Raw genomic sequence first — 26,954 nt, 5'->3', positions numbered from 1 at the left:
CTACTTCTTTCCCTTGTCCCCGGCCGCGTCGGTGGACAGCGCGGCGACGAACGCCTCCTGCGGCACCTCGACGCGGCCGATGGTCTTCATCCGCTTCTTGCCTTCCTTCTGCTTTTCCAGAAGTTTGCGTTTACGGGTGATGTCACCGCCGTAGCACTTGGACAGCACGTCCTTGCGGATCGCCCGGATGTTCTCGCGCGCAATGATTTTCGAGCCGATCGCCGCCTGCACCGGCACCTCGAACTGCTGGCGCGGGATGAGCTCTTTGAGCTTGGTGGCCATTTTGTTGCCGTAGGCGTAGGCCGAATCCTTGTGCACGATCGCGCTGAACGCGTCGACGGCCTCGCCCTGCAGCAGGATGTCGACCTTGACCAGTTCGGCCTCCTGCTCGCCGGCCTCCTCGTAGTCGAGGCTGGCATAGCCGCGGGTGCGCGACTTCAGGGAGTCGAAGAAGTCGAAGATGATCTCGCCGAGCGGCATGGTGTAGCGCAGTTCCACCCGTTCGGGCGACAGATAATCCATGCCCCCGAGCTCACCGCGGCGGGACTGGCACAGTTCCATGATCGTGCCGATGAATTCGCTGGGCGCGATGATGGTCGTCTTCACCACGGGCTCGTACACCGTGCGGATTTTGCCGTCCGGCCAGTCCGACGGGTTGGTCACGACGATCTGCGAGTCGTCCTCTTTGACGACGCGGTAGACGACGTTCGGGGAGGTCGAGATCAGGTCCAGGTCGAACTCGCGTTCCAGGCGCTCGCGGGTGATCTCCATGTGCAGCAGCCCCAAAAAGCCGCAGCGGAACCCGAAGCCCAGCGCCACGGACGTCTCCGGCTCGTAGGTCAGGGCGGCGTCGTTGAGCTGCAGCCTGTCCAGGGCATCGCGCAGGTCGGGGTAGTCGGAGCCGTCGACGGGATAGAGCCCCGAGTACACCATCGGCTTGGGCTCGCGGTAGCCCGTCAGCGCCTCGGTGGCGCCGTGGCGGGCGGTCGTCACCGTGTCGCCGACCTTGGACTGGCGGACGTCCTTGACGCCGGTGATCAGGTAGCCCACCTCCCCCACGCCCAGGCCCGCGCTGGGCTTGGGTTCGGGCGAGACGATCCCGACCTCGAGCAGCTCGTGGGTGGCGCCGGTGGACATCATCGCGATGCGCTCGCGCGGGGTGATCTTGCCGTCCACCACGCGCACGTAGGTCACCACGCCGCGATAGATGTCGTAGACGGAGTCGAAGATCATGGCGCGGGTGGGCGCGTCGGCGTCGCCCTGCGGCGGCGGCACCTGACGGACCACCTCGTCGAGCAGCTCCGGCACGCCCTCGCCGGTCTTGCCGGACACGCGCAGCACGTCGCCCGGTTCGCAGCCGATGATGTGGGCGATCTCGCCGGCGTAGCGGTCCGGGTCGGCGGCCGGCAGGTCGATCTTGTTGAGCACCGGGATGATCGTCAGGTCGCGGTCCAGCGCCAGGTAGAGGTTGGCCAGGGTCTGCGCTTCGATGCCCTGGGCCGCATCGACCAGCAGGATGGCGCCCTCGCAGGCCTCCAGCGCGCGCGACACCTCGTAGGTGAAGTCGACGTGACCCGGCGTGTCGATCAGGTGCAGAACGTAATCCCGCTCAGCGACCTTCCACGGCAGGCGCACGTTTTGGGCCTTGATGGTGATCCCGCGCTCGCGTTCGATGTCCATCCGGTCCAGGTACTGGGCGCGCATCGACCGCTCGTCGACGACGCCGGTGAGCTGGAGCATCCGGTCCGCCAGCGTCGACTTGCCGTGGTCGATGTGAGCGATGATGCAGAAATTCCGAATCTGCGCCGGCGGGGTGAAGGTCTTGTCGGCGAAACTGCTGATGGGAATCTCCTGGTCTGGGCCCGCGCGAGGCCGGGTAAGCGGCGGTTCGCCGGTGTATCCAGGGTATCCGTGCGGGGTGCCCGGGACCTACTTGGACACAATCGCGCCCGGGCGCCCGCGTCTATGCTGCGAATATGGCGTCGTCCCGCAAATCCCAGTGGAAGACGTTCCAGCGGTTCGCCCGCAATGCGGTGATCTACGCGCAGACCGCCCAGGTCGTCGCGCGGGAACTGCAGCAGGCCGTGAAGATCACCGCGAACGTCATCGCCGCGGCCGCACCGCAACCGCCCGTGGCCATCGCCGCGGGCCGGCCGGTTACCAGCGCCAGCTTCCCGACCGCCCAGCGGGCCCGCAAGCTGGTCTACGCCCCGAACCTCGACGGCCGCGCCGATCCCGGGGAGATCGTCTGGACGTGGGTGGTCTACGAGGACGATCCCAGCCGCGGCAAGGACCGGCCCGTCCTCGTCGTGGGCCGCGACCGCCGCGTCCTGCTGGGGCTGGTGGTGTCCAGCCAGGAGCGGCACGCCAGCGACCCCGATTGGGTCGGGATCGGCGCGGGCGCTTGGGATTACGAGGGCCGGGAAAGCTGGGTCCGGCTCGACCGGGTGCTCGACGTGCCCGAGGAGAGCATTCGCCGCGAGGGCGCCATCCTGGACCGCGAGATCTTCGACGTGGTGGCCGCGCGGCTGCGCGCCGAATACGCCTGGAGCTAGCTAACGCCGCGCCGAGCGTGTAACCACGGCGAAAAATCGTCGGAATTTTCGCCCTGAGTACACGTTCGGCGCAACGGCGGGTCAGCCCTGGGTGATGTAGGACTGCAGCTGCTGCTGCTCGGCCTCGAGTTCTTCCATCCGGGTCTTCACCACGTCACCGATGCTGACGATGCCGATCAGCTTCTTGCCGTCCAGCACCGGCACGTGGCGCACCCGGTTCTTCGTCATCAGCACGCTCAACGAGTCGACCGTGTCGGATTTTGTGCAGGTGGCGACGTTCGCGGTCATGATCTTCGAGATCGGCCGGGACAGCACACTGGCGCCGTGCGTGTGCAGCTGGCGCACGACGTCGCGCTCCGAGACGATGCCGACGACGCCGTCGTCGCCGACCACCACCATGGCACCGATGTTTTGCTCGGCGAGGCCGGCGAGCAACTCCTTGACCGTCGCCTCCGGATTGATCGTCACCACCGCCGCGCCCTTGTTCCGCAAGACGTCCGCTATCCGCATCAGGCCTCCAGCCGGTTGTGATCCGCTTCACACCAGGCTACGGCTAACTCGCGCGCCGGGAAAGCCGCCACGAGAACCGGAACCGGACGCTCCCATACCCCCGGATCCCCGGCCCAAACCCAGATCGGCCAAACGCCCCTGCGCCCCTTCGCGGCTTGCGAGGATAGGACGATGATCGAGATCACTTTGCTGGGGACGGGAAGCCCGATCCCCGACCCCAACCGCGCCGGGCCGTCGACCCTGGTGCGGGCCGGCGGGCAGGTGTTCCTGGTGGATTGCGGACGGGGCGTGCTGCAGCGGGCGGCCGCGGTCGGCGTCGGCGCCGCCGGGTTGTCGGCGTTGCTGCTCACCCACCTGCACAGCGACCACATCGGCGACCTCGGCGACCTGCTCATCACCCGGTGGATCAGCACGTTCGCGCCCGACCCGGCGCCGCTGCCGATCATCGGACCGCCCGGCACGGCGGAGACGGTGAAGGCGACCCTGGAGGCGTTCGGCCATGACATCGGCTACCGCATCGCCCACCACGCCGATCTCAACGATCCGCCCGCGGTCGAGGTGCACGAATACACCGAGGGCCCGGTGTGGGACCGCCACGGGGTGTCGATCCGGGTGACGCCGACCGATCACCGGCCGGTGGCGCCGACCATCGGGTTCCGCATCGACTCCGATGGCGCCTCGGTGGTGCTGGCCGGGGACACCGTGCCGTGCGCCGGCCTGGACGAATTGGCCCGCGGCGCCGACGCCTTGGTGCACACCGTGATCCGCAAGGACATCGTCGTCAACATCCCGCAGCAGCGGCTGCAGGACATCTGCGATTACCACTCGTCGGTGCAGGAGGCCGCCGCGACGGCAGCCCGGGCGGGCGTGGGCACCCTGGTGATGACGCACTACGTGCCGGCGCTGGTGCCGGGCCAAGAGGAACAGTGGCGCGCGCTGGCCGCCACCGAATTCGGCGGGCGCATCGAGCTGGGCGACGACCTACTTCGGGTCGAGGTCAGCCCGCACGCGTGACCGTCATCGGCCGAACATCGGTGCGTCGCAGGGGTAGCAGCGCGCCGGCCACGACCAGCCAGACCAACGCCGATACCCGCGCGATCGGCAAGATCACCCCGAGTTCGGGCCACACCAAAACAAGCGTCGCCAATTCTGCGAGGACGGCTGTCGCCAGGCCGACCCAGGCCAGCGGTCTCGGTGTCAATCCCAGGATGAGCATGGGCACTGCCATCCCCGCCACCAGCAGGCCCAAGGCCACGATGTGGCCCGGGCCGCCGACCAGAAATACCAGGAAGTAGATCGCGCGAACCAGCGCGGCGTCGCCGCTGACGTCCGCTCGTGACAGCGTCCAGGCCAGCAAACCGGTCAAGCCTAGGGCACCCGCGGCCAGGGTGCCGCCCGTCAGCGCGATCGTGGCTCCCGGGGCGGTGACGCCGAGTTGGCGCAACCGGGTGCTGGCCGTCGCCGCATAGATCGCCAACGGCACCGACGACGCGAAAACCGCGGTGGCGACTACTTGCACCGCCACCGGATGGGCGCGAACGTATGTCACCACCGCGGTCGCCGGCCCGTAGGGCAACGGCATGACCCCGCCCAGCGCGACCCCGATTGCGAGGCCGCCGAAGAGCAATCCCACGCTGACGCCGGCAAGCAGCGCCAACGGCGGTCCGCCTTGCCGACGGCGACCGGCGGCCGGCCGAGTTGCATCTGCCTGTGAATCGTTCATGCCATGAACGATATGCCCGGGCTCGACGACTGACAAGTCATGAATGATTCACGTCAAGAATTATTCGCGAAGGCTATGATGTGACGGTGCCGGTGCCGTCAGTCCCCAGCGACCGTCCCGACGGCGTCGCCTTCCTGTTGGCCCAGCTCGGTCATCACGCCGCGGCGCTGTTCGCCGAGCAGGTGGCCACCATCGAGTTGAGCCCACCGCAGGCAGGAATTCTGCGCGCCATCGGCGCCGAGCCCGGCCGCAGCCAGCAGGCCCTCAGCGCTCAGTTGGGCATGTTGCCCAGCCGTGTCGTCGTCTACGTCGACGAGCTCGAACAGCGTGGGCACATCGAACGGCGCCGCAACCCTGACGATCGCCGGTTGCACGCTCTTTACCTCACCGCGGCCGGAAAAAGGTTGATGCGCAAGCTCTCCGAGCTCGCACGCCAGCACGAGCTTCGATTCGCCTCGGCGCTTGACGTGGAGCAATACAGCACCCTGCGTGAGCTGCTTGCCACGCTGGCGCAGCAGCAGGGCCTCACGCCGCATGTCCACCCGGGGTACCGCACGCTTCGCCCCGCTAGGCCAGTCGAGTGACCTCCACGATCACGTCGAGATCCGTCGCCCCCTCCCCGGAGTAGATCCCCTTGAGCGGGGAGACGTCGGTGTAGTCGCGCCCGGCGCCCACGCTGACGTACTGCTCGGTGATCTCGCTGTCGTTGGTGGGGTCAAAATTCCACCAGCCACCGGTCCAGGCCTGGATCCAGGCGTGGCTGCGCCCGTCCACGGTGTCCCCGATGGCGGCGGTGCGTTTGGGGTGCAGGTAGCCGGACACGTAGCGCGCGGGAATTCCCATGCCGCGCAACACCATCAGCGAGAGGTGCACGAAATCCTGGCAGACGCCCTTGCCCTCGTTCAGCGCGTCCAGTCCCGACGTGTGCACGCCTGTGGTCCCGGGCAGGTAGTCCAGCTCGTCGCGCACCCACTTGCCCGCCGCGACGACGGCCTCGGCGGGGTCGTAGGACTTGGCGAGTTTCTTGGCCACGGACGCGACGCGCTTGCTCGTCGGGGTGTGCGCCGTGGGGCGCAGCAGTTCGTCGAAGCGATCGATCACGGCCGCGGAGTGCAGGTCGTTCCAGTTGACCTCCGCCACCGCCGGCTCCCCCCGTTCGGTCTCGACGACCGAGGAGGAGGTGACCGTGAGGTCGGTGTGCGGCGCGTGCAGGTCGAACGCCGTGACGGCGGTTCCCCAGTAGTCGATGTAGCGGTGGGAGCGCGTCGCGGGGATGGTTTCGATGCGGTTGAGGATCACGTTTTGCCGGGTGTCCGAGCGCGGGGTCAGGCGGGCTTCGTTGTAGGAGGCGGTGACCGGCGACTGGTAGGCGTAGCCGGTGGTGTGCACCACCCGCAGCCTCCACATCAGTTCTCGCCCTGCCGGGTGACCAGCCGGCCGCGCTGGCCGGCGTCCGACCATGCCACCCACGGCGTGACGTGAAAGTACTGCAGCGACAACGCCTCTCCGACATCGCTGCAGGTCCGCTGCAAGCCCGCCAGGCGACTCTCCAACGACTCGAGCAACACGCCGGGTTGCACGAATTCCAGTTCGCTGCGGGCCTTCCCGAGCAGGCGTTGCGCCTCGGTGGTCGAGCCGATTCGGCTCTGCGGATTGTGCAGCAGCTCTTCGAGATTGTGTTCGGCCAGCCGCAGCGAGTAGAACACCGATCGCGGAAACAGGCGGTCCAACAACATGAATTCGACCACCCGGCCGGCATCCAGCACGCCTCGGTAGGTGCGCAGGTAGGTGTCGTGCGCACCCGCCGATCGCAACAACGTCACCCACGCCGGGGACGACGCGCTGTCCCCGACCCGCGACAGCAGCAGGCGCACCGTCATGTCGACCCGCTCGATGGCGCGGCCCAGCAGCATGAAGCGGTATCCGTCGTCGCGCGACAGCGTCGAATCGGCCAGGCCGGCGAACATGGCCGCCCGGCCCTCGATGAACGACAGGAATTCATGTGGCCCAAGGCGTTTGGCAGCACGCTCGCGTTCGGCCAGGGCGTGGTAGGTGGTGTTGAGGCACTCCCAGATCTCGATGGACGTCACCTCGCGGGCGGACTTCGCGTTCTCCCGCGCCGCCGTGATGGCGTCGACGATCGAACAGCCGCCGGAAATGTTGGTGCTGAAGGCCACCAGGTCCGTCAGCGACCAGACATCGAGGTCATGGTCCGGTGGGTCGATGCCCAGCACCCGCAACAGCAGCCGGGACGCCTGATCGGGGTCGACGCTGGAGTCCTCGAGCAGTTGGTGCAGCGCCACATCCAAGATCCGTGCGGTGTCGTCGGCGCGCTCGACGTAGCGACCGATCCAGTAGAGCGCCTCGGCGTTGCGGGCCAGCATCAGCGCATCCTCTGTTGTTGCTGCTGCTGCGGTTGCTCGTCGGGAACTTCCGTCGGCTGCGGTTGCTGCTGCTGCTGCGACAACCGCGGCGCACCGTCGAGCACCGGGTCCGGGATGGTCTTCGGCAGCGACCGGACGACCTCGGCGGCGCCCAGCTCGCGGGCGCCGGACGCGGCGCGCGGCGCCAGCACCCAGGTGTCCTTCGAGCCGCCGCCCTGGCTGGAGTTCACCACCCGCGAGCCCTCGACCAGCGCCACCCGGGTCAATCCGCCGGGCAGCACCCACACATCGTTGCCGTCGTTGACCGCGAACGGCCGCAGGTCGACGTAGCGGGGCGCCAGCGTGCTTCCCACCTGCGTCGGCACGGTCGACAGTTCCATCATGGGCTGCGCGATCCAGCTGCGCGGATCGTCGCGAATCTTCTTGGCCATGGTGGCCAGCTCCTTGTCGGAGGCCTCGGGGCCGAACACGATGCCGTAACCACCGGAGCCCTCGACCGGCTTGAGCACCAGCTCGTCGATCCGGTCCAGCACCTCTTCGCGTTCGTCGTCCAGCCAGCACCGGTAGGTCTCGACGTTGGCCAGCAGCGGTTTCTCGCCGAGGTAGTACTCGATCATGGTCGGCACATAGGTGTAGACGAGCTTGTCGTCGCCCACGCCGTTGCCGATCGCGCTGGAGATGACGACGTTGCCGGCGCGGGCGGCGTTGACCAGCCCGGCCACGCCCAGCACCGAGTCGGCGCGGAACTGCAGCGGGTCGAGGAAGGCGTCGTCGATGCGCCGATAGATGACGTCGACCTGGCGCTCGCCCTCGGTGGTGCGCATGTACACCTGGTTGTCGCGGCAGAACAGGTCGCGGCCCTCGACGAGCTCGACCCCCATCTGGCGGGCCAGCAGCGAATGCTCGAAGTAGGCCGAGTTCGCCACGCCCGGAGTCAGCACGACGACGGTGGGATCGGCCTCGTTGGTGGCCGCGGAGTTGCGCAGCGCGCGCAGCAGGTGCGACGAGTAGTCGTCCACGGCGCGCACCCGGTGGGTGGCGAACAGGTTGGGGAAGACCCGCGCCATGGTGCGCCGGTTCTCCATGACGTACGACACGCCCGAGGGTGAGCGCAGGTTGTCCTCGAGGACGCGGAAGTTGCCCTTTTCGTCGCGGATCAGGTCGATGCCGGCGACGTGGATGCGGACGCCGTTGGGCGGGACGATGCCGAAGGCCTGCCGGTGGAAATGCTCGCAGGACGTGATCAGGCGGCGCGGGATGATGTCGTCGTTCAGGATTTCCTGATCGCCGTAGATGTCGTCGAGATACATCTCGAGGGCCTTGACCCGCTGGGTGATGCCGCGTTCGAGCCGGCTCCACTCGGCGGCCGAGATCACCCGGGGCACCAAGTCCAGCGGGAACGGCCGCTCCTGGCCAGACAGCGAAAAAGTGATGCCCTGGTCGATGAACGCGCGGCCCAGCGCCTCGGCGCGGGCCTTGAGCTCGGAGGCGTCGGAGGGCGCGAGCTCGGCGTAGATGCCCTTGTACGGGCCCCGCACGGTGCCCTGGGCGTCGAACATCTCGTCGAAGGCCATCGAGTAGCCGTCCGACTCGTTGTAGCCGCCGAAGATGCGCTCGGCGCGCGCGTCCGGGCGCCCCGCCGCGCCGCGCAGTCCCCGCCTGGTTTCCTCAAGCTGGCTCGGAAGACTCACTTTAGAGATGCTGCCTTAAATTGGCGTTCTGGCAGGCCACGGTTTCCCCTTTTGGGAGAAAACGTAACCGACTGCTAACCTGGGCAGTCGCGATGGGTGTGGGGCGCCCGGAGCAAAACACCGATCTTTGAAGAAGGAACTGACGCGTGGCCAACATCAAGTCGCAGCAAAAGCGCATCAAGACAAACGAGCGCGCCCGCCTGCGTAACAAGGCGGTCAAGTCCTCGCTGCGCACCGCCGTGCGCGCGTTCCGCGAGGCCGCCCACTCCGGCGACAAGGAGAAGGCCGCCGAGCTGCTGGTGTCGACCAACCGCAAGCTGGACAAGGCGGCCAGCAAGGGCGTCATCCACAAGAACCAGGCCGCCAACAAGAAGTCGGCGCTGGCGCAAGCCCTCAACAAGCTCTGAGTCGCCACCGGGTCCTTCAGCGGCCCCGGTCGGCGACCAATTCCGCAACCTGCCTGACCGCGGATTCCAGCGCGTAGTCCGCGTCGGCGACGGCCCCCTTGACGTTGGCATTGAGCTCCGCCACCACCTTCATCGCGGTGGCCACCGTGTCGCGCGACCAGCGGCGGGCCTGTTTCTGAGCCTTCTGCACCCGCCATGGCGGCATTCCCAGTTGCGCCGCCAGGCGATACGGGTCGCCGGAGAGCGGACCCACCCGGCCGATGCTGTGCACGGCCTCGGCCAGCGCGTCGGCCAGCACCACCAGCGGTTCGCCGCGCAGCATCGCCCACCGCAGCGCCTCGGTGGCCCCCGCGACGTCGCCGGTCACCGCCTTGTCGGCGATGTCGAAGCCTTTCACCTCCGCCTTGCCGCTGTGATAGCGCCGCACCGCGGCGGCATCGACGTCACCGCCGGTGTCGGCGACCAGCTGTGAACACGCGGCGGCCAGCTCGCGCACATCGGAGCCGACGGCGTCCAGCAGGGCGGTCACGGTCTCCTCGTCGACCTTGACCCGCAGCTCACGGAACTCCTTGCGGATGAAGTCGACGCGCTCGCTGAGCTTGGTGATTCGCGCGCACGGATGGACCTCGGCGCCCAGCGACTGCAGCTGGCCGGCCAGGGCCTTGGCCCGCCCGCCGCCGGAGTGCACCACCACCAGCACCGTGCCCGCCGGGACGTCGGCGGCGGCCGCGGCGATCATCGCGGCCGCGTCCTTGCCCGCTTCCCCCGCCGCCTCCAGCACGACGATGCGCTCGTCGGCGAACAGCGACGGGCTCAGCAGTTCGGCGAGTTCGTAGGTACTCACGTCGCCGGCCCGCATCCGGCTCACCGGAACGTCGGGGTTCTCGGAGGCGCCGGCGCGCTTGCGCGCCGAGCGCAACACGTCGGCCACCGCCCGCTCGACCAGCAGCTCCTCGTCCCCCAACACCAGGTGCAGGTGGTGCGCAACCTCGCTCACCCCACGATGGTGTCACGCGGGACCGACGGGCCTGACGGCGGCGACCCACCAGGCCAGCCAGCACACGACCACCGCCGACCCGGCGAGCCCGAGCGCCCGGCGAAACCAGCGCCGCGGCCACAGCAGCATCGCCACCACGAGCACCAACGTCGTGCCCGCGGCGACCATCACCACGCCGGGCGCACCGGCCGGAACCGGCACCGTCGCGGCGGGCACGCTGGCCGACCACCGCGCCACGTGCAACACCCACCACAGTTCGGGCCCGCTGAACCGGATCAACAGCTGCGCACCGGCGGGCCACAACAGGCAGCCGGCGGCCGCCGCGCTGCCCAGCACGGTGATCGGCGCGATCACGGGCGCCACCGCGAGGTTGGCCGCCGCGGCCACCAGGCTGACCCGGCCCGAGATCCCGGCGACCAGCGGAGCGGTCACCACGTGCGCGGCGCACGCGACGGCGAGCGCGTCCGCCAACGGCTTGGGCCAGCCCCGGCCGACCAGGCGCCGCGACCAGGCGGGCGCGATGACGACCAATGCGGCCGTGGCCAGCACCGACAGCGCAAAGCCCACGTCGACGGCCAGCTGCGGAGCGACCGCCAACAAAATCAGCACCGTGGCCGATAGCGCCGGGATCGCTTGGCGCCGACGGGAAGACAGCATCGCGGTCAACGCGATCGCGCCCATCACCGCCGCCCGCAGGACGCTTGCCGTCGGCTGCACGACGATGACGAACGCCACCAGGGCGACGGCGGCCAGCGCGACCGCGGCGCGCGGGCCGATCAACCGGGCCGAAAACAGCACCGCGGCGCACACGATCGTGACGTTGGCCCCCGACACGGCGGTCAAGTGCGTCATGCCCGCCGCCCGAAAGTCGCGGCTCGTCTCGCCGGTGACCCCCGCGGTGTCGCCGAGGACCAGCGCGGGCAGCATCGCGGCCTGGTCGGCGGCCAGGGCGTCGCGGCTGGCGGCGGCGAACCGGCGGCGCACGTGGTGAGCGGACCGCTGCACCGTGCCGGCGGCCCCCAGCGTCGGCCGGCCCGACGCGTTGAGCACCGCCACCGTCAGGTCGCGGCGGGCCGGGCGGTTGATGCGCGCGGTGAACCGCACCGGTTGACCCACGATCAGGTCGCCGAAGTCCGAGGCCCGGGCGAAGACGACCACCCGGCCGGACACCTCCTCGTCGTGCAGCCGCCGCAGGTTGGCGCGAAACATCACCCGTCCACTGCCGAGCGGCAGCGCCGTCTCGGTGGGGCTGACCGTCACCGGGGCGGACGTGCCGAACACCGCGGTGATCGGGTGGCGACCTACCGCGTCGGCACGCAGCCCGATCGCCAACCCAAACCCGGCACCCACCACACCGACCGCCACCACGCCCGCCCCGACTGCCGGGAGCCGCCGTCGGCCAGACCCGCGGGCCACGCAGCGGGCCAGCGCACCCGCGGCGACCAGCACGACGCAGCATGCCGCCAAGCCCCGCCCGATCGACCACCAGATCCCGGCGGCGGTCACCACCCAGCCGGTGAGCGCGGGCACCACCAGCCGCACGTCGACGTCCGCATCGGCCGATCCACCGCCGCCCGGCTGGCGCACCGACGTCAGACACGGACGAGCGGGCGCAGTTTCTCCAGCCGCGCCGGACCGATGCCATCGACGTCGGCGAGCTGGTCGACGCTGCTGAACTTGCCGTTCGCCTGGCGCCACGCCACGATCGCCGCGGCGGTGACCGGTCCCACGCCGGGCAGCCCGTCGAGCTGCTCGACGGTCGCCGTGTTGAGGTCGAGCGCCTCGCCCGCCTTCGGCTTCACCGTTCCCGAAGCGGGCCCCGCGGGCCCCCGCGCCCCGGGCACCGGCGACGTACCGGAGGTCACCGAGCTGCCAAGCGCGGCCGGCTGCCCCGGCGCGGGAGCGAGCCCGACCACGATCTGCTCACCGTCGCCGACCAGGCGGGCCATGTTCAGCCCGACGGTGTCGGCGCCGTTCACCGCGCCGCCGGCGGCCTGCAGCGCGTCGGCGATGCGCGCACCGGGTGCCAGGGTGACCAGCCCGGGGGTGTGCACCAGGCCGACCACGCTCACCACCACCGGTCGATCGGCACCGGCGGCCTGGCCGGCGCCAGGCGTCGCCGAGGATCGGGGGCTTGCCGTTGCCCCCTTCTCCACCGGCGGCAGCTTGGCCGACATCACCGGTGCGGGCCGGTCACGCATCAGGGTGAAAACCGTGATCAGCACGGCGAGCGCGGCCACGATCGCCAGCGCGATCGCACCCGCGCGGCCGGGGTCGGCGCGCACCTTGGCCACCCAGCCGCGGCTCTCGGCGGTGTCCGGCAGCCACCGCGGCAGCAGTGAGTTCTGGTCTTCCGATTCGCCCGAGTCTTCGGGGTCGGGGTCCGAGCCCGATCCGTCCGCGGCATCGGGGTGGGGATCGGCGTCCGGGTCCGGGCCGAGCCGGCGCTGCAGCCGCTCGGCGGGCAATTCTGTTCGCATGCGCCGACCGTAGGCGCGCCGACCGCCACGCCGGCCGCGTGCGACGGCGCCGCGGAGCCAGCATGTGGACTAATCCGAGGCTGTGCACAGGCTGCGAATCCGATGGGTCAAGATGGAATGAGTCGCGACGTTCACCCCGACCAAAGGAGGCTGCCATGCAGTTGGCGCTCACACCGGAGGAAGCCGCGTTCCGCGATGAGCTCCGCACCTTTTACACCACGAAGATCCCAGAGGAGCTGCGCGAACGCGTGCGCGCCGGGACGGCGTCGGTGCGCCGCGAGGACATCGTCACCAGCCACAAGATCCTGCACGAGCATGGGCTGGCGGTGCCGAACTGGCCGGTCGAATGGGGCGGCAAGGACTGGACGCCCACCCAGCACCAGATCTGGGCCGACGAAATGCAACTGGCGTGCGTACCCGAGCCGTTGAACTTCAACACCAAGATGGTCGGCCCGGTGATCGCCGAATTCGGTTCGGAGGAGATCAAACAACGCTTCCTGCCGCCGACGGCCAGCCTCGACATCTGGTGGTGCCAGGGCTTCTCCGAGCCCGAGGCCGGCTCGGACCTGGCGTCGCTGCGCACCACCGCGGTCCGCGACGGCGACAGCTACGTCGTCAACGGACAGAAGACCTGGACGACGCTCGGCCAGTACGCGGACTGGATCTTCTGCCTGGTGCGCACCGACCCGCAAGCGCCCAAGCGCCAGGCCGGCATCTCGTTTCTGCTCTTCGACATGAAGACGCCGGGCATCACGCTGCGGCCCATCAAGACGATCGACGGCGGGCAGGAGATCAACGAATTGTTCTTCTCCGATGTCCGGGTGCCCGCCAATCAGCTTGTCGGGCAAGAGAATCAGGGCTGGACGTACGCGAAGTTCCTGCTGGGCAACGAACGCACCGGCATCGCCGGGGTGGGGCGCACCAAGGTGCGCCTCGCCGAGGTGAAAAAGCGCGCCACCGAGACCGGTTTGCTCGACGACCCCCTGTTCGCGGCGCGCCTCGCGGAGGCCGAGAACGAGGTGCTGGCGCTGGAACTCACGCAGTCGCGGGTGGTCTCGGACTCCGCCGACGGGCAGCCGAACCCGGCGTCGTCGGTGCTCAAGCTGCGCGGCAGCCAACTGCAGCAGATCGCCACCGAGCTGCTCGTCGAGGTGGCCGGCCCGGACGCGCTGCCGGTCGACGGTGACGGAGCGACCCAGATCGCCTCTCCCAACTGGGCGCAGCACAGCGCCCCGCACTACCTCAACTACCGCAAGACGTCGATCTACGGCGGCAGCAGCGAGGTGCAGCGCAACATCATCGCGTCCACCATTCTCGGATTGTGAGGCAGTCATGGATTTTCAGTTGAGCGATGAGCAGGCCCTGCTGCGCGACACGACCCGAGACCTGCTGTCGCGCAGCTATGACCCGGAGAGCCGCAATAAGGTCATCGGCTCCGATCTCGGCTGGAGCCGCGAGGTCTGGAGCCAGCTCGCCGACACCGGGATCCTGGGCCTGGGGTTCGAGCCGGAGGAGGCCGGGCAGATCGAGATCATGGTGGTGCTCACCGAGGTGGGCCGCCGGTTGGCCCCCGAACCGATCCTGCACGGTGCGCTGGCACCGGGAGCGCTGATCGCCGAGCTGGGCAGCGACGACCAGAAACAACAGCTCGACGAGGTCGCGGCGGGTCAACGGCTGCTGGCATTCGCCCACCTGGAACCGGGGCACCGCAAACCGACCGCCGCGGTCACCACTCAAGCTGTGCGGCAAGGCGATTCATGGACTCTCACCGGGCGCAAGAACCCGGTGCTCGCCGGTGACTGCGCCGACGCGCTGGTGGTCAGCGCCGCGTTGCCCGACGGCGGCACCGGCCTGTTCCTGGTCGACGCGGCCGCCGTGACCAGGCACCCCTACCCGACGTTCGACGGTCAGCGCGGCGCCCAGATCGACCTGGACGGCGCGGCCGCCGAGCCCCTCGGCGAAGCGGCGGACGCCTCGGGGGCCATCCGCGACGCCATGGTGCGCATCCAATCGGCGTTGTGCTCCGAAGCCGTCGGGGCGATGGAGGAAGCGCTGCGCCTGACCACCGATTACCTCAAGACGCGCAAGCAGTTCGGCGTCACGCTCAACAAGTTTCAGGCGCTCACCCAGCGGGCGGCCGACATGTACGTGTCGCTGGAATTGGCGCGCAGCATGAGCCTGTACGCCGCGATGTCGATCGCCGACGGCAACCTGGACCCGGTCGTCGCCTCGCGTGCCAAGGTCCAGATCGGCCGGTCCGGGCGGCACATTGCGCAGGAGTCCATCCAGATGCACGGCGGAATCGGCGTGACGGCCGAGTATCCGGTCAGCCACTACGCCGCGCGGCTCACCGCGATCGAGCACACGCTCGGCACCTCGGGCGACCACCTGCACAATCTGATCGACCACCTCGGCGACTACGACTTGGCCCGCCTGTAAGCCGATGGCCGAGCTGTCCGACAAGGTCATCGAGTTCCTCTCGGCCGGTACCCGCACCGGAATGTTGGGTTACGTCGCCGCCGACGGCCGGCCCCTGGTCGCCCCGGTGTGGTTCGTGGTCGACGACGGCCAGTTGGCGTTCACCACCGGACGGGACACCTCGAAAGGCCGTGCGCTGGCGCGTGATTCACGGGTGGTGATCTGTGTCGACGACCCCCCCCCGCCGTACTCGTTCGTCCAGGTGCAAGGCCTGGCATCGGTGAGCGAGGACCCGCAGGACGTGCTGGACATCGCGACGCGAACCGGTGCCCGCTACATGGGCGCCGACCGCGCCGAGGAGTTCGGCCGCCGCAACGCCGTTCCCGGCGAGCTGGCGGTGCGGTTGCGCCCGACCAAGGTCATCGCCGGATTCGATATCAGCGACTGACCCGCCGGGCATCAGCTCGGCTCTGGCCCCGCCACCGTTTCCGGGCTCGGCTCCTCCGGTGCTGCAACCGATTCCACCTCCGGCGTGTCCGCGTCGGCTTCCGGCAGCTGCGCGGCGAGGTACTCGGCGAGGCCTCCGATCGTCGGGTAGTCGAACACCGCGGTGGCGTTGATCGTGAACGCGCCGCCGAACTGGCTGTGCAGCCGGTTGCGGAGTTCGACCGCCATCAGCGAATCGGTACCGAGGTCCAGGAACCGGCTGGTTGCGGCGGGTGGTTGCGCGAGCCGCAGGAAGCCCTGCACCTCGCGCTGCAGGAATTCGGTGATGAAAACGGCGCGCTGGGCCACCGGGATCTCCTGCAGTTGCCGGAGCAGTTCGCTGTCACCGGCGGCCTCGGTGACCGCGCTGGGCAGCACCAGGTCGAGAATCGGTGGACGAGAACTGCCGAGCACCTTCGCGGCACGCTGCCAGTTGGCCTTGATGACCGTCGCCTGCGCGGCCCCGTTGGCGACGGCCTCGGCGAGGGCGCTGAGGGCGGCCGAGGGCTCCAGCGGAATGAGGCCTTGCGCACCGATATTGGCGCGCGCGGCCTCCGAGGACGCCATCCCCCCCTTGGCCCAGGGACCGAAGTTGACGCCGGTTGCCGGCAAGCCCCGCGCCTGCCGTCGGGCGACCAACCCGTCGAGCAGCGCGTTGGCCGCCGAGTAGTTGGCCTGGCCCGGTGAACCGAGCAGGCTGGACACCGAGGACGACACGATGAAGAAGTCGAGATCGTCGCCCTTGGTCAACCGGTCCAGATAGCAGGCGCCGAACGCCTTGGGCGCCAACGCCGTCCGGAAGCGCTCCAGGCTCTGCTGCGGCAGCAGCGCGTCGTCGAGCACGCCCGCCAGATGCACCACGCCCGCGAGAGGCGGCAACTCGGCGCGGATCCGCTCCAGCAGCTTCTCGACCTGCGCCTCGTCGCCGACATCGGCGGCGAAGGTGTGGATACGGCACCGGTAGCGCTCGGTGATGTCCTCGACCACGCGCTGCGCGTCGGCATCTGGCGCGCGCCGGCTGGTCAACACGATGTCGCCCGCGCCGAGCTGGGCCAGATACGACGCCGTGTGCAGGCCGATCGCGCCGAGCCCACCGGTGATCAGGTAGCTCCGATCGCCGCGCGGCTGCAGCGGGTTCGGCATCCGCAGCACGATCTTCCCGATGTGCCGCGCCTGCTGCATCCGGCGAAACGCCGTCTTCGCCTCGGTCAGCGGGTAGATCTCGGCGGGGAGGGGCACCCACTCGCCGTCGGCCAACCCGGCCGACACCTCACCCAGCAAGCCGCGGATGCGCTCGGGCTCCTGCAGCGTGACGGTGTCCAGCGCGACGATCTCGTAGGCGATATCGGGACGGGCTGCCGCCATCTGCTCCGGGGTCCAGATGTCCCGCTTCGCGATCTCGGCGAAGCGCCCGTTCTGGGCGGTGGCCCGCACGGTCGCTTCGACGAAGCCCTCGTTTGTCAGGCTGTTGAGCACCACGTCGACGCCGGCGCCGTCGGTATCGGCGAGAATCTGGTCGGCAAAATCCGTTGTGCGCGAATCATAGACGTGTTCCACACCCAGCCTGCGCAGCGTCGCGCGCTTGTAGGTGCTGGCGGTGGCGAAGACGGTCGCGCCGTGCTGCTGGGCCATCTGGATGGCGGCCAATCCGACGCCACCGCTGGCGGCGTGGATGAGCACCCGGTCGCCGGGCTTGAGCTGCGCCCAGTCGAAGGCGAGCCGGGCCGTGAGCGCCGCGGCGGGAATGGTCGCCGCGTCCACGGCGCTCACGCGAGCGGGAATCGGCGCCAACAGCTGGGCCGGCACGTTGAACCGGCTGGAAAACGCGCCCTGCATGAAACCGTAGACGCGCTGACCGACCTCGAGTCCGGTGACGCCGCCGCCCAATTCGGTGACGACACCGGCGAAGTCGCCACCGATGGGGCCCGGATCGCCCGGGTAGAGGCCCAGCACGTTGAGCACATCGCGGAAGTTCAGCCCAGCGGCCTCCACCCGCACCTGCACATAGCCGTCCTCCGGTGGCGACACTTCCGTCTCGGTCAAGCGCAGGTTATCGATCGCGCCGCGTTCGGTGGGCGCCAGCACGTAATCGGCTGCCCGGGGTATCGTGAGATGACCGCTGCGCGACCATTGCAACAACCGGGGCGCCAGGAACTTCCCTTGGCGCACAGCGAGTTCGGGTTCGTCAAACGGTTCGCCGAGCAGGCCGGCCAGCGAGTGCACGGCCTGCTCCGATCCGTCGCAATCGATCATCCTGCAGCGCAGGGCCGGTTCCTCGTTGACGATGGTGCGACCGAGTCCCCACAGCGCCGCCTGCACCGGGTCGACGGCTTCGCCGGATTCGGTCGCGACGGCCCGTTCGGTGACAATCCACAACCCGCCCGGAAGTTTCATCGCCCCATCGGCCTGCAGGGTGTGCACGGCGCTGAGCAGGTGGGCGATTTCGGACTCCACCCGCGCGACGGACTCGGCGCTCGACTCTTGCGCACCCGGTCCGGTGGCGCGCCAGACGATGCCCGAGAACGGCATACCGCGCTCGTGGGCCTGCGCCAGCAGCTGCCCCAGCGGCTCCGAGTCCGGGTTCCGGTCAAAGGAGATACAGCCCGGCACGTGGGCCGCCAGCTCCTCGAAGCCGGCAATCAGCCAGGTGCCGAGGGCGTTTCCGGCGCCGGCGACATCACCGCTCGGTGCCGGCGGCGGCACCTCGTGCCAGCCGAGGGCATACAGCAGCCGGGTGGCATCGCCGCCAAGCCCGCGCAGCAACGCCTCGCGTGGCGCGCGTTTGACCGTGAACTCGCGAATCCCGCCCAGGCGCCGCCCATCCCGATCGACGAAGTCGAGATCGAAGACCTGGGTTTCGCCGTCCAGGGCGCTGGTGTGCCACTTCGCGCGGCAATAGAACCGCTTGGGCATCTTCTCCCGCAGCTCCACCGCGCCGTAGCGCAGCGGCAAGAACAGATCGCTCACGCCCTGTTCGGCCGCGAGAAGCGCCGGGAACGCCGGGAAGGCGACGCCGGTGCACAGGTCGAGCAGCACCGGATGCATTGGCTCGCTTCCGAGGTGCTCGGCGAGTTCGTCGCCGACGGTGAGATCGCCGATCGCCTCACCCTCGCCGAGCCACAGCGACTTCAACGAACCGGACCAGTTGGGCCCCCACGCCAGCTCCATGTCGGCGAAGGTGTCGAAGAGCTCTTGCGGACGCATGCGGTTCATCCGCTCGATGGCCGCGTCAACGGAATCCGTGGACTCCCCCGGACCGGGCGACGGCTCAGCGTCGAAGCCAGTCGCGCCCGTGTGCACGGTGCCGTCCGCATTTAGCGACCATTCGGCATCACGGGCGCCGTATGGGCGGCTGTGCACCCGGAAGCTCCAGGCCTCCCCGTTCTGCGAGCCCTCCTCCAGCGGATGCAGCGTCAGCTGCACCTCGCGAGAGGCCTTCTCCGGCAGGATGATCGGCTCGTAGAAAAAGACGTCTTGCACCCGTCCCGGCGTCCCGACGGCGGCCAGTGCCATCGCGGCGTACGTCGCCCCCGGGACGACGACGGTGCCATAGATCACGTGATCGGAAAGCCACGGCTGCGACTTGACCGACAGCCGGCTGGTGTACACGCAGTCGCCCGAGGCGAGATCTTTTGCACCACCCAGAATTCCGGACACGGAGGCGCCCTGGCCGTCGAGGCCGGGGACGCCGGAGGTCTTGGGCCAGAAGCTGCGCCGCTGGAAGGGATAGGTGGGCAGTTCGAGCCTGCGGCGCGGTTGCCGGTGCAGCGCAGCGAAGCTCGGTCGATGCCCGCTGACGTAGGCCCCGGCCAGCGCCTCGGCGATCTGGCGGCGGTCGGCGATGCCCTTGCGCAGGGAGACGATCGCCCGCGGCGCGGCCAGATGTTCGGGCCAGACCTGCACCGCGGCCCCCGTCAGAACCGGCTGCGGACCGATCTCCATCAAGACCGAGCAGCCCAGCGCCGCCACCGTGCGCACGCTCTCGGCGAACTGCACCGGCTGGCGGGAATGCCGCCGCCAATATTGCGCGTCGAGTGGGGTTTCCCCGGTCAGCACGGCGCCGGTGCGGTTGCAGACCAGCGGCAACGTCGGCACGGCGAACTGCAACTGCGCCGCGTACGACTCGAATTCATCGAGCACCGGCTCCAGCAACTCCGAGTGGAAGGCGTGGCTGGTTTCCAGCCAGGTGCACCGGATCCCGTCGTTGCCACCCCGGGCGACGATCTGTTCCAGATCCGCGCCGGGTCCCGACAGCACGGTGTTGGGGCCGTTGTAGGCGGCGACCGACACATGGGGGAACTCGTTGGCGATCTCCTCGACATACTTGGCGTCGGCGAACACCGCCATCATTCGCCCACCCTCGGGCAGGCTGCCGAACAGCCGGCCGCGCTCGGCCATGAGCCGCGCCCCGTCCTCGAGGCTGAAAACCCCGGCCACACACGCCGCGGCGTATTGGCCCACGCTGTGCCCCAGCACCACGTCCGGCTCGACGCCCCACGACTGCCACAGGCGAGCCAGGCCCATCTCGATTGCGAAAAGGGCGGGCTGTGCAAATGACGTGTGCCGCACCGTTTCCGCGGTTTCCCTGTCGGTCGCGAACAGTACCTCCAGCAGCGGCCGCGGCAGGATCGGATCCACCGCTTCCGCGCAGCGCGTCACGACGTCCGCGAAAACCGGCTCGGCGTCGAACAACTCGCGCGCCATGCCCGGGTACTGGCTGCCCTGCCCGGTGAACAACCATGCCGTCGTCGGCCGGTCCGTGCACTCACCACGCACCACCCCCGGTCGTAACCGGTTCTCGGCCAGCTCGGCCAGCAGCTCGCGGGCGCCCTGAACCGAATCCACGACCAGCGCGGCCCGGTGTTCGAACTGCGAACGCCCCACCCCGGCCGTGTAGCACACATCGGCGATGTCCACCTTGGGGTGGGCGTTCAACCACTCCTCGTATCGGTGCGCCAACGCCACCAGTGCCTCCGGCGACCGCGCGGACAGCGGCAGCAGGCCGACCGTTTCCTCTTCAGCGTCCGACTCCGAGGCCACGGCGACGTCGGAACGGACGTCGCCCGTGGAGTACTCGTCGGGCGTCGCCGGTTGCGCCGGCGCCTCCTCGATCAGCACGTGCGCGTTCGTGCCGGTGAACCCGAACGAACTGATGCCGGCGCGTCGGGGTTTCCCGTTGGCCTGCCACGGGATCGACTTGTCCACCACGCGCACGGGCAGCGAATCCCACGGGATGTGCGGGGACGGCGTCTCGAAGTGCAGGCTCTGCGGCAGCATTTCGTGCTGCAACGACAGCACGACCTTGATCAGACCGGCGACACCCGACGCCGACTCGAGGTGGCCGATGTTGGTCTTCACCGATCCCATCAGCAACGGCCGGTCCGCGTCGCGGGCGGCGCCGTAAACGGCCGCGGCCGCCTGCACCTCGATCGGATCGCCCAGGGGGGTGCCCGTCCCGTGCGCCTCGAGGTAGTCGACGTCCCCGCCGACAAGACCGGCGCGGGCCAGCGCCATGCTGATAAGCCGTTGCTGCGCACCGCCATTGGGCACCGTCAAACCGCTGGACGCACCGTCCTGGTTGACCGCGGTGCTCGGGATGACCGCGCAAACCCGATCGCCGTCGCGTACCGCATCGCTGAGCCGCTTGAGCACCAGAATCCCGCAGCCCTCACTGCGCACATATCCGTCGGCGGAGGCGTCGAACGTCTTACACCGCCCGACGGGGGAAAGCATCCTGGCGCGTGAGGCGGCGATGATGGTCACCGGACTCAGCAAGACGTTCACGCCGCCGGCCAGCGCCAAATCGCAGTCACCGGAATGCAATGCCTGGCAGGCCTGGTGGACGGCCACCAGCGACGAGCTGCACGCGGTATCGACCGCGACCGCTGGGCCTTCCAGCCCCAGCGCGAACGCAACTCGACCCGAGATCGCATTGAGCGCGTTGCCGGTGATGAACTGGGGCTCGAGCTTGTCCACCGAGTCCGCGGACAGCAGATGCGAATACTCGTTGGCGCCCACCCCCACGAAGATGCCGCTTCGGCTGCCGCGCAACGCGGACGGCGCGTAGCCCGCCCTTTCGAGACCCTCCCAAACGGTTTCCAGCATCAGCCGCTGCTGGGGATCGATCCAGATCGCCTCGCGCGGGGAGATGCCGAAGAATTCCGGATCGAATCCGTCGACCTCGTCCAGGAATCCGCCGAAGCGACTGTAGATCTTGCCCGGCGCCTCTGGATCCGGGTCGTAGAACTCGTCGATGTCGAATCGATCCTCGGGCACCTCCGATATCGCATCGACACCGCCGGACAACAAGTCCCAGAACGCTTCGGGATTGGGCGCGCCGGGGAAGTGGCACGCCACCGCGACGATCGCGATCGGCTCATCGGTGCGCGTCGTGACCGCCGAGGCAAGCCGGAGCCCCGGCTGCGCCGACGCCTGCTCGCTGAGACCAAGCACCTCGCCCAGCAGGTAATCCACCACGTCGGACAGCCGGGGGTGGTCCATCGCCAGGGTGGCCGGCACCTCCTTGCCCACCGCCTGCTCGATGCGGCGCCGCAATTCGACGGCCATCAGCGAATCCATGCCCAGATCGAAGAACCCGGCGTCCTCGCGAATTTCCGCGGCATCGACGCGCGTCACCTCCGCCACCGCGTTCCGCAGGTGATCCGTGAGGAGTTTCTTGCGCTGCTGCACCGGGGCGTTGGTGAGCTGCTCGACCAGTTGGGTCTTCCCGGACCGCCCCAACAACGCCGCCGCGGGCGCTGATTCGGGCAGCTCGCGCTCCAACTCCGCCAGGAATGGTCGCCTTCCGGCTTGCTGGTACAGGGGCAGGAAGCGGTCCCAGCCGATCCGGGCCACCACCCCTTGGGTTGCCGAAGCCGCCACGAGGTCGGCCATCCCCGCCAGCGCATCGGCCGGAGGCAACGTCCGGACCCCGCGCTGATCCAGTCGGGCGCGCGCCTGTTCGTCGGCCATGCCCGCCGACCAAGGACCGAAGTTGACGCTGAACCCGGGCACCCCCTGCTCGCGCAGCCGCCAGGCCAGGCCGTCGAGGAAGGCGTTGGCCGCCGCGTAGGCGGTCTGACCGAACCCGCCCCAGACCGAGGCGATCGAGGAGGTGCTCAGGAAGAAGTCCAGCTGCAAGTCGGCCGCGGCTTCGCTCAAATGCCACGCGCCCCAGACCTTCCCGGCGAAAACGCGATCCACCTCGGCGTCATCCAGGGTGCGCAGCGGGGTGGTTCCGATCTCGCCGGCGGCATGGACGATGCCCCGCACCGGCGGTAGTTCGGCGTGCACGGTGGCCAGCAGGCGCTCGACCTCATGCATATCGCCGACATCGGCCGCCGCAACCCGGACTTCGCAGCCGTGTTGTTCGCGGATGGCGGCGATGCGCGCCTGCGCGGCATCGCCCGGCGCGCGTCGCCCGGTCAGCACCAGATGCCTAGCGCCATGCGCGGCCAGGTATCCGGCGATTTCCAGGCCCACCGAACCCAGCCCCCCGGTCACCAGATACGTTGCGTCATCGCGCAGCGCCGGCGGTGTGGCGACCGGCGGCCCCGCCCGCCGGACCAGCCGAGGCACATAGACCGCGTCATCGCGCACGGCCACTTGGTCTTCGCCGGCGGCCGAGCCGCTCGGCGCCGTCACCACCTGGTCGATCAACCGCGACCATTCCTTGACTTCGGTTTCGCGGCCACCCGGCAAGTCCGCCAATCCGCCCCACACGTGCGGATGCTCCAGCGAGGCGGCGCGGCCGAATCCCCAGAGGCAGGCCTGATCCGGCGACACGGCGTCTGCGTCGGTGACGCGTTGCGCGCCGCGGGTCACCACCCAGATGGGGATGCGCAGTTCGGCGGCGACCGCCGCGCGGAAGAGTCGCCGCGTTCCGCCGAGGACTCGGTGTTGCATGCGTAACAGGGACCGCATCGACGGCACGGTGTCGGATTCGAGGGCCGCGATGTGCAGGATGCGCAGCACGGCTTCGTCTGCCGCCGCTTCGCGCAGCGTGGCCTCGAGCCGTTGCTCGTCCGCGTCCGACACCGGCAGCCCCACGATCCGGTGCCGGTGGCCCTGCGCGGTCAGCGCGTCGATCAATGGTGCGACCGCAGCCGAATCGTCGCCGACGAGCAGCCAGGTGGCCGCCGCGTCCGGTGCCTCCGAAACGGGCCCAGCGGATTCCCAGCGAATCTCGTAGCGCGCGTCCGCGATCGACTGGGTCTTACGCTGCTGATTGTGTTGCGCGGCAAGTTTTGTCAGCACGCTCAGGGTCTGCTGATTGCCGCTCGCACCGTCGACCAGCGTGGCGAGTTCCTCGATCCGGCCTTCCTCGAGGAGCTGGACGGCGTGGGTGCTCACGACGATGTTCTGTTGTTGGTTGGGGCGTTCCCGATTGTCCCGATACCAGTACTCGCGGTGCTGGAACGGATAGGTCGGCAGGTCGAGCTTGCGCGCCGGGCCTGAGACGGCGCCGAAGTCGGGCAGGTGGCCCAGGACGTACGCGTCGGCGAGGGCTTCGGTGATCTGGCGGCGGTCGGCGGTGTTCCGGCGCAATGACGCGATCGCCCGGGGTGCGGCGACCGTGTCAGGCCACGCCCGCAGCGCCGCGGCGGTGAGCACGGGTTGCGGGCCGATCTCCAGCAACACTTTGCAACCCAGATCGGCCAGGGTGCGCACGCTCTTGGCGAATTCCACCGGTTGGCGCGCGTGGCGGCGCCAATAGGCGCCATCGAGTTTCACGCTCCTGCCGAGCGCGGCACCGGTGCGGTTGCACACCAGCATCCGTTGTGGCGAGCCGAACTCGAACCGGTTCGCGTACACCTCGAAGTCGTCGAGAATCGGGTCCAGCAGCGCCGAGTGGAACGCGTGGCTGGTGTCCAGCCAGTCGCACCGCACACCGTCGGCCGTCAACCCGGCCGCCGCCTGCTCCAGATCCTGCGCGGGCCCCGACAGCACGGTGTTGGCACCGTTGTAGGCGGCCACCGACAGGCTCGGGAACTCGTCGGTCAGGCTCTCGACGCGCTCGGCGGCGGCGAAGACCGCGACCATCCGACCGCCGGCGGGCAGACTGCCGAACAGGCGGCCCCGCTCGGCCATCAGCAGCATTCCGTCCTCGAGGCCGAACACGCCCGCGACGCAGGCCGCCGCGTACTGGCCGACGCTGTGGCCCAACACCACGCCGGGTTCGAAGCCCCACGACTGCCACAGCCGGGCCAGGCCCATCTCTACCGCGAACAGGGCGGGCTGGGCGTAGGAGGTCTGCCGCAGCGTCTCTTCGCCTTCCGGGCCGTCCGTGTCGAAAATCACGTCCAGCAAGGGCTTTTCGAGCAGATCTGCGACAACGGCTGCGCAACGGGTTAGCGTCTCGGCGAACACCGGCTCGGTCTCGAACAGCTCGCGGGCCATGCCGGCGTACTGGCTGCCCTGACCGGTGAACAGCCACGCCGTCTTCGGCGTGTCGTCGGATATGCCGCGCACCAGACCGGGCGCGGGGCGGTCGTCCGCGAGCGCGCCGAGCAACTCACCGGCGGATTCCCTCGAGTTCACCACCAACGCGGCGCGGTGCTCGAAGTGTGCTCGCCCCACCCCGGCGGTAAAGCAGACATCGGCCAGGCTGGCCTCCGGATGTGCGCTCAACCAGTCGCGGTATTGATCGGCGATCTGCACCAGCGCGGCGGGCGTGCGCGCCGACAGCGGAAGCAGGCTGAACCGTCGGTCCCCGGGCGCCTCGACCGCGGCCGGTGGCGGGCCGATCTGATCCACCGCATCGGGAGCTTCTTCGAGGATGACGTGCGCGTTGGTCCCGGCGAACCCGAACGAGCTGACCCCGGCAATACGTCGCCGGCCGCTGCGCTCCCACGGGGTGGCCTCCTGCACGACCTGCAGCGCAAGCCGATCCCAGGGAATGTGCGGCGACGGATTGCGGAAGTGCAGGTGTGGCGGCAACAACTCGTGCTCGAGCGACAGGATGACCTTGATCACGCCCGCGATCCCCGCGGCCGCCTCCAGATGCCCGATGTTGGTCTTTGCCGAGCCGATCAACAGCGGCCGGCCCGGCTCGCGACCTGCACCGAGCGCCGCGCCGGCGGCCTGGGCCTCGATCGGATCGCCCAGGGATGTCCCGGTCCCGTGCGCCTCGAGGTATCCGACGTCGGCCGGTGCGATTCCGGCGCGCTTCAGCGCCGCGGCGATAACCCGTTGCTGAGCAACACCGTTCGGCACCGTCAAACCGCCCGATGCCCCGTCCTGGTTGATCGCGCTGCCCCGGATCACGGCCCGAATTCGGTCGCCGTCGCGGATCGCGTCCTCGAGCCGCTTGACGACGATGACACCGCAACCCTCACCGCGCACGTAGCCGTCGGCGGCCGCATCGAACGTCTTGCACCGGCCGTCGGGCGCGAGCATGTGGGCGTGCGAGAAGGTGATCATCGTCGCCGGGGTGAGCAGGACGTTCGCGCCGCCGGCCAGCGCGAGGTCGCATTCCCCGAGCTGCAGGGCTTGGCAGGCCTGATGGATCGCCACGAGCGACGAGCTGCACGCCGTGTCGACGGCGACCGACGGGCCCTGCAGCCCCAACCGGTAGCTGATCCGGCCCGCGGCAGCGGCATTCGACGTCCCGATCGCCATATAGGCCTCGATCTCGGGATACGTCAGCTCGTCTGATGCCATTCCCAGGTAGTCATGGGTGGCCAAGCCGACGAACACGCCGGTATTGGTGTTCGCCAAAGCCGTTGGTGCCGTTCCCGAATGCTCCACCGCGCGCCACGCCGTCTCCAGCAAGATCCGGTGCTGCGGGTCCAGCAACCGGACCTCGCGCGTCGACATCCCGAAAAACGGCGCGTCGAACCCCGTAACGTCGTCGACGAAACCCGCGCGGCGGGTGACAACCTTCCCGGGCGCGTCGGGATCCGGGTCGAAGAATTCGTCGGCATCCCACCGATCCTCGGGCACCTCCGATATCGCATCCCGGCCCTCCCGCAGCACCTGCCAGAATTCGTCCGCGTCCGCGGCGCCCGGAAACCGCGCCGCGTAGCCGATGATCGCGAAGCCCGCAGAACCCGATGGCCCCCGCATCGGATCTTCGGCGGATGTCATGCGGTTGTCCTCCCCGTGTCGGTCGGAAGATTCGATGCCCGCGCCCTTGCGGCGCCGTGGCCGTGGTTGCTCCGAACCACGTGCTCGGCCGCTCACTGCACGCACCCAGGAACAGACCTGGCGGAAGTCCCCCCGGCGTACTGGCTCCAGCGACCGTCGTGGCGAATGTACACATGCCGACCCGGTTGCCGCAGCCGAACCACCTCCGACGGCAA

The 26,954-nt window shown here is 69.3% G+C and carries 16 protein-coding genes and 1 pseudogene; 7 read left to right on the top strand and 10 right to left on the bottom strand.

Annotated elements, in window-relative coordinates:
• A pseudogene (gene lepA, locus MTAB308_RS26200) lies at positions 1-1,995 on the bottom strand (translation elongation factor 4).
• On the opposite strand from lepA, the gene MTAB308_RS26195 reads away from it, so the two are divergent.
• On the top strand, positions 1,977-2,555 hold the full coding sequence (locus MTAB308_RS26195; RefSeq protein WP_077103504.1) for a type II toxin-antitoxin system PemK/MazF family toxin: 579 nt from the start codon (positions 1,977-1,979) through the stop codon (positions 2,553-2,555). The pseudogene lepA and the gene MTAB308_RS26195 sit on opposite strands and share 19 nt — an antisense overlap.
• 81 nt (positions 2,556-2,636) lie before the next feature.
• Here MTAB308_RS26195 and MTAB308_RS26190 read toward each other — a convergent pair whose 3' ends face one another.
• The gene (locus MTAB308_RS26190; protein ID WP_066914112.1) at positions 2,637-3,065 is read right to left on the bottom strand and encodes a CBS domain-containing protein; all 429 of its coding nucleotides are present in this window, start codon (positions 3,063-3,065) and stop codon (positions 2,637-2,639) included.
• Between the two features lie 171 nt (positions 3,066-3,236).
• Here MTAB308_RS26190 and MTAB308_RS26185 point away from each other — a divergent pair, with 171 nt between their 5' ends.
• Positions 3,237-4,079, top strand: coding sequence for a ribonuclease Z (locus MTAB308_RS26185; protein WP_077103502.1), 843 nt, complete (start codon positions 3,237-3,239; stop codon positions 4,077-4,079).
• On the opposite strand, the gene MTAB308_RS26180 is transcribed toward MTAB308_RS26185, so the two are convergent.
• The gene (locus MTAB308_RS26180; protein ID WP_173842231.1) at positions 4,063-4,788 is read right to left on the bottom strand and encodes a hypothetical protein; all 726 of its coding nucleotides are present in this window, start codon (positions 4,786-4,788) and stop codon (positions 4,063-4,065) included. The two genes, MTAB308_RS26185 and MTAB308_RS26180, sit on opposite strands and share 17 nt — an antisense overlap.
• 86 nt (positions 4,789-4,874) lie before the next feature.
• On the opposite strand from MTAB308_RS26180, the gene MTAB308_RS26175 reads away from it, so the two are divergent.
• Positions 4,875-5,372 carry a MarR family winged helix-turn-helix transcriptional regulator gene (locus tag MTAB308_RS26175; protein ID WP_245831498.1) on the top strand — a complete coding sequence of 166 codons (498 nt, stop codon included), beginning with the start codon at positions 4,875-4,877 and terminating at the stop codon, positions 5,370-5,372.
• Here MTAB308_RS26175 and MTAB308_RS26170 read toward each other — a convergent pair.
• The 3 genes from MTAB308_RS26170 to MTAB308_RS26160 are packed head-to-tail and all read right to left on the bottom strand — an operon-like array spanning position 5,356 to position 8,872.
• Complete coding sequence (locus MTAB308_RS26170) at positions 5,356-6,195, bottom strand: transglutaminase family protein (protein WP_077103501.1); 840 nt, start codon at positions 6,193-6,195, stop codon at positions 5,356-5,358. The genes MTAB308_RS26175 and MTAB308_RS26170 overlap by 17 nt on opposite strands.
• Positions 6,195-7,172, bottom strand: coding sequence for an alpha-E domain-containing protein (locus MTAB308_RS26165; RefSeq protein ID WP_077103499.1), 978 nt, complete (start codon positions 7,170-7,172; stop codon positions 6,195-6,197). Before MTAB308_RS26165 ends, MTAB308_RS26170 begins: the two co-directional genes overlap by 1 nt.
• Positions 7,172-8,872, bottom strand: coding sequence for a circularly permuted type 2 ATP-grasp protein (locus MTAB308_RS26160; RefSeq protein WP_077103497.1), 1,701 nt, complete (start codon positions 8,870-8,872; stop codon positions 7,172-7,174). Before MTAB308_RS26160 ends, MTAB308_RS26165 begins: the two co-directional genes overlap by 1 nt.
• A 137-nt stretch (positions 8,873-9,009) precedes the next feature.
• On the opposite strand from MTAB308_RS26160, the gene rpsT reads away from it, so the two are divergent.
• Positions 9,010-9,270, top strand: a complete 261-nt coding sequence (gene rpsT, locus MTAB308_RS26155; protein WP_077103495.1) for a 30S ribosomal protein S20 — start codon at positions 9,010-9,012, stop codon at positions 9,268-9,270.
• A gap of 16 nt (positions 9,271-9,286) precedes the next feature.
• On the opposite strand, the gene holA is transcribed toward rpsT, so the two are convergent.
• The 3 genes from holA to MTAB308_RS26140 are packed head-to-tail and all read right to left on the bottom strand — an operon-like array spanning position 9,287 to position 12,747.
• Positions 9,287-10,246 (bottom strand): DNA polymerase III subunit delta, encoded by a 960-nt coding sequence (gene holA / locus MTAB308_RS26150; RefSeq protein ID WP_108637474.1) that lies wholly within the window; start codon positions 10,244-10,246, stop codon positions 9,287-9,289.
• 33 nt (positions 10,247-10,279) lie between these two features.
• A complete protein-coding gene (locus MTAB308_RS26145; protein ID WP_077104817.1) occupies positions 10,280-11,809 on the bottom strand; it encodes a ComEC/Rec2 family competence protein in 1,530 nt (509 codons plus the stop codon).
• Positions 11,810-11,859: 50 nt separating this feature from the next.
• Positions 11,860-12,747, bottom strand: a complete 888-nt coding sequence (locus MTAB308_RS26140; protein ID WP_077103491.1) for a ComEA family DNA-binding protein — start codon at positions 12,745-12,747, stop codon at positions 11,860-11,862.
• A 155-nt stretch (positions 12,748-12,902) separates the two neighbouring features.
• Between MTAB308_RS26140 and MTAB308_RS26135 the strand changes: the two genes are divergently transcribed.
• The 3 genes from MTAB308_RS26135 to MTAB308_RS26125 are packed head-to-tail and all read left to right on the top strand — an operon-like array spanning position 12,903 to position 15,613.
• A complete protein-coding gene (locus MTAB308_RS26135) occupies positions 12,903-14,072 on the top strand; it encodes an acyl-CoA dehydrogenase family protein (RefSeq protein ID WP_077103489.1) in 1,170 nt (389 codons plus the stop codon).
• 7 nt (positions 14,073-14,079) lie between these two features.
• Positions 14,080-15,186 carry an acyl-CoA dehydrogenase family protein gene (locus MTAB308_RS26130; RefSeq protein WP_077103487.1) on the top strand — a complete coding sequence of 369 codons (1,107 nt, stop codon included), beginning with the start codon at positions 14,080-14,082 and terminating at the stop codon, positions 15,184-15,186.
• A 4-nt stretch (positions 15,187-15,190) separates the two neighbouring features.
• Positions 15,191-15,613 (top strand): PPOX class F420-dependent oxidoreductase, encoded by a 423-nt coding sequence (locus tag MTAB308_RS26125; RefSeq protein ID WP_077103485.1) that lies wholly within the window; start codon positions 15,191-15,193, stop codon positions 15,611-15,613.
• An 11-nt stretch (positions 15,614-15,624) separates the two neighbouring features.
• Here MTAB308_RS26125 and MTAB308_RS26120 read toward each other — a convergent pair whose 3' ends face one another.
• Entirely contained in the window at positions 15,625-26,739 is an 11,115-nt protein-coding gene (locus MTAB308_RS26120; protein WP_077103483.1) for a type I polyketide synthase, read from the bottom strand.
• Positions 26,740-26,954 lie beyond the last annotated feature (215 nt).

Source organism: Mycobacterium terramassiliense (assembly GCF_900157385.1).
GTDB lineage: Bacteria > Actinomycetota > Actinomycetes > Mycobacteriales > Mycobacteriaceae > Mycobacterium > Mycobacterium terramassiliense.
Note: the sequence above shows the minus strand (reverse complement) of the source record. Positions and strands in the feature narration are given on the sequence as shown.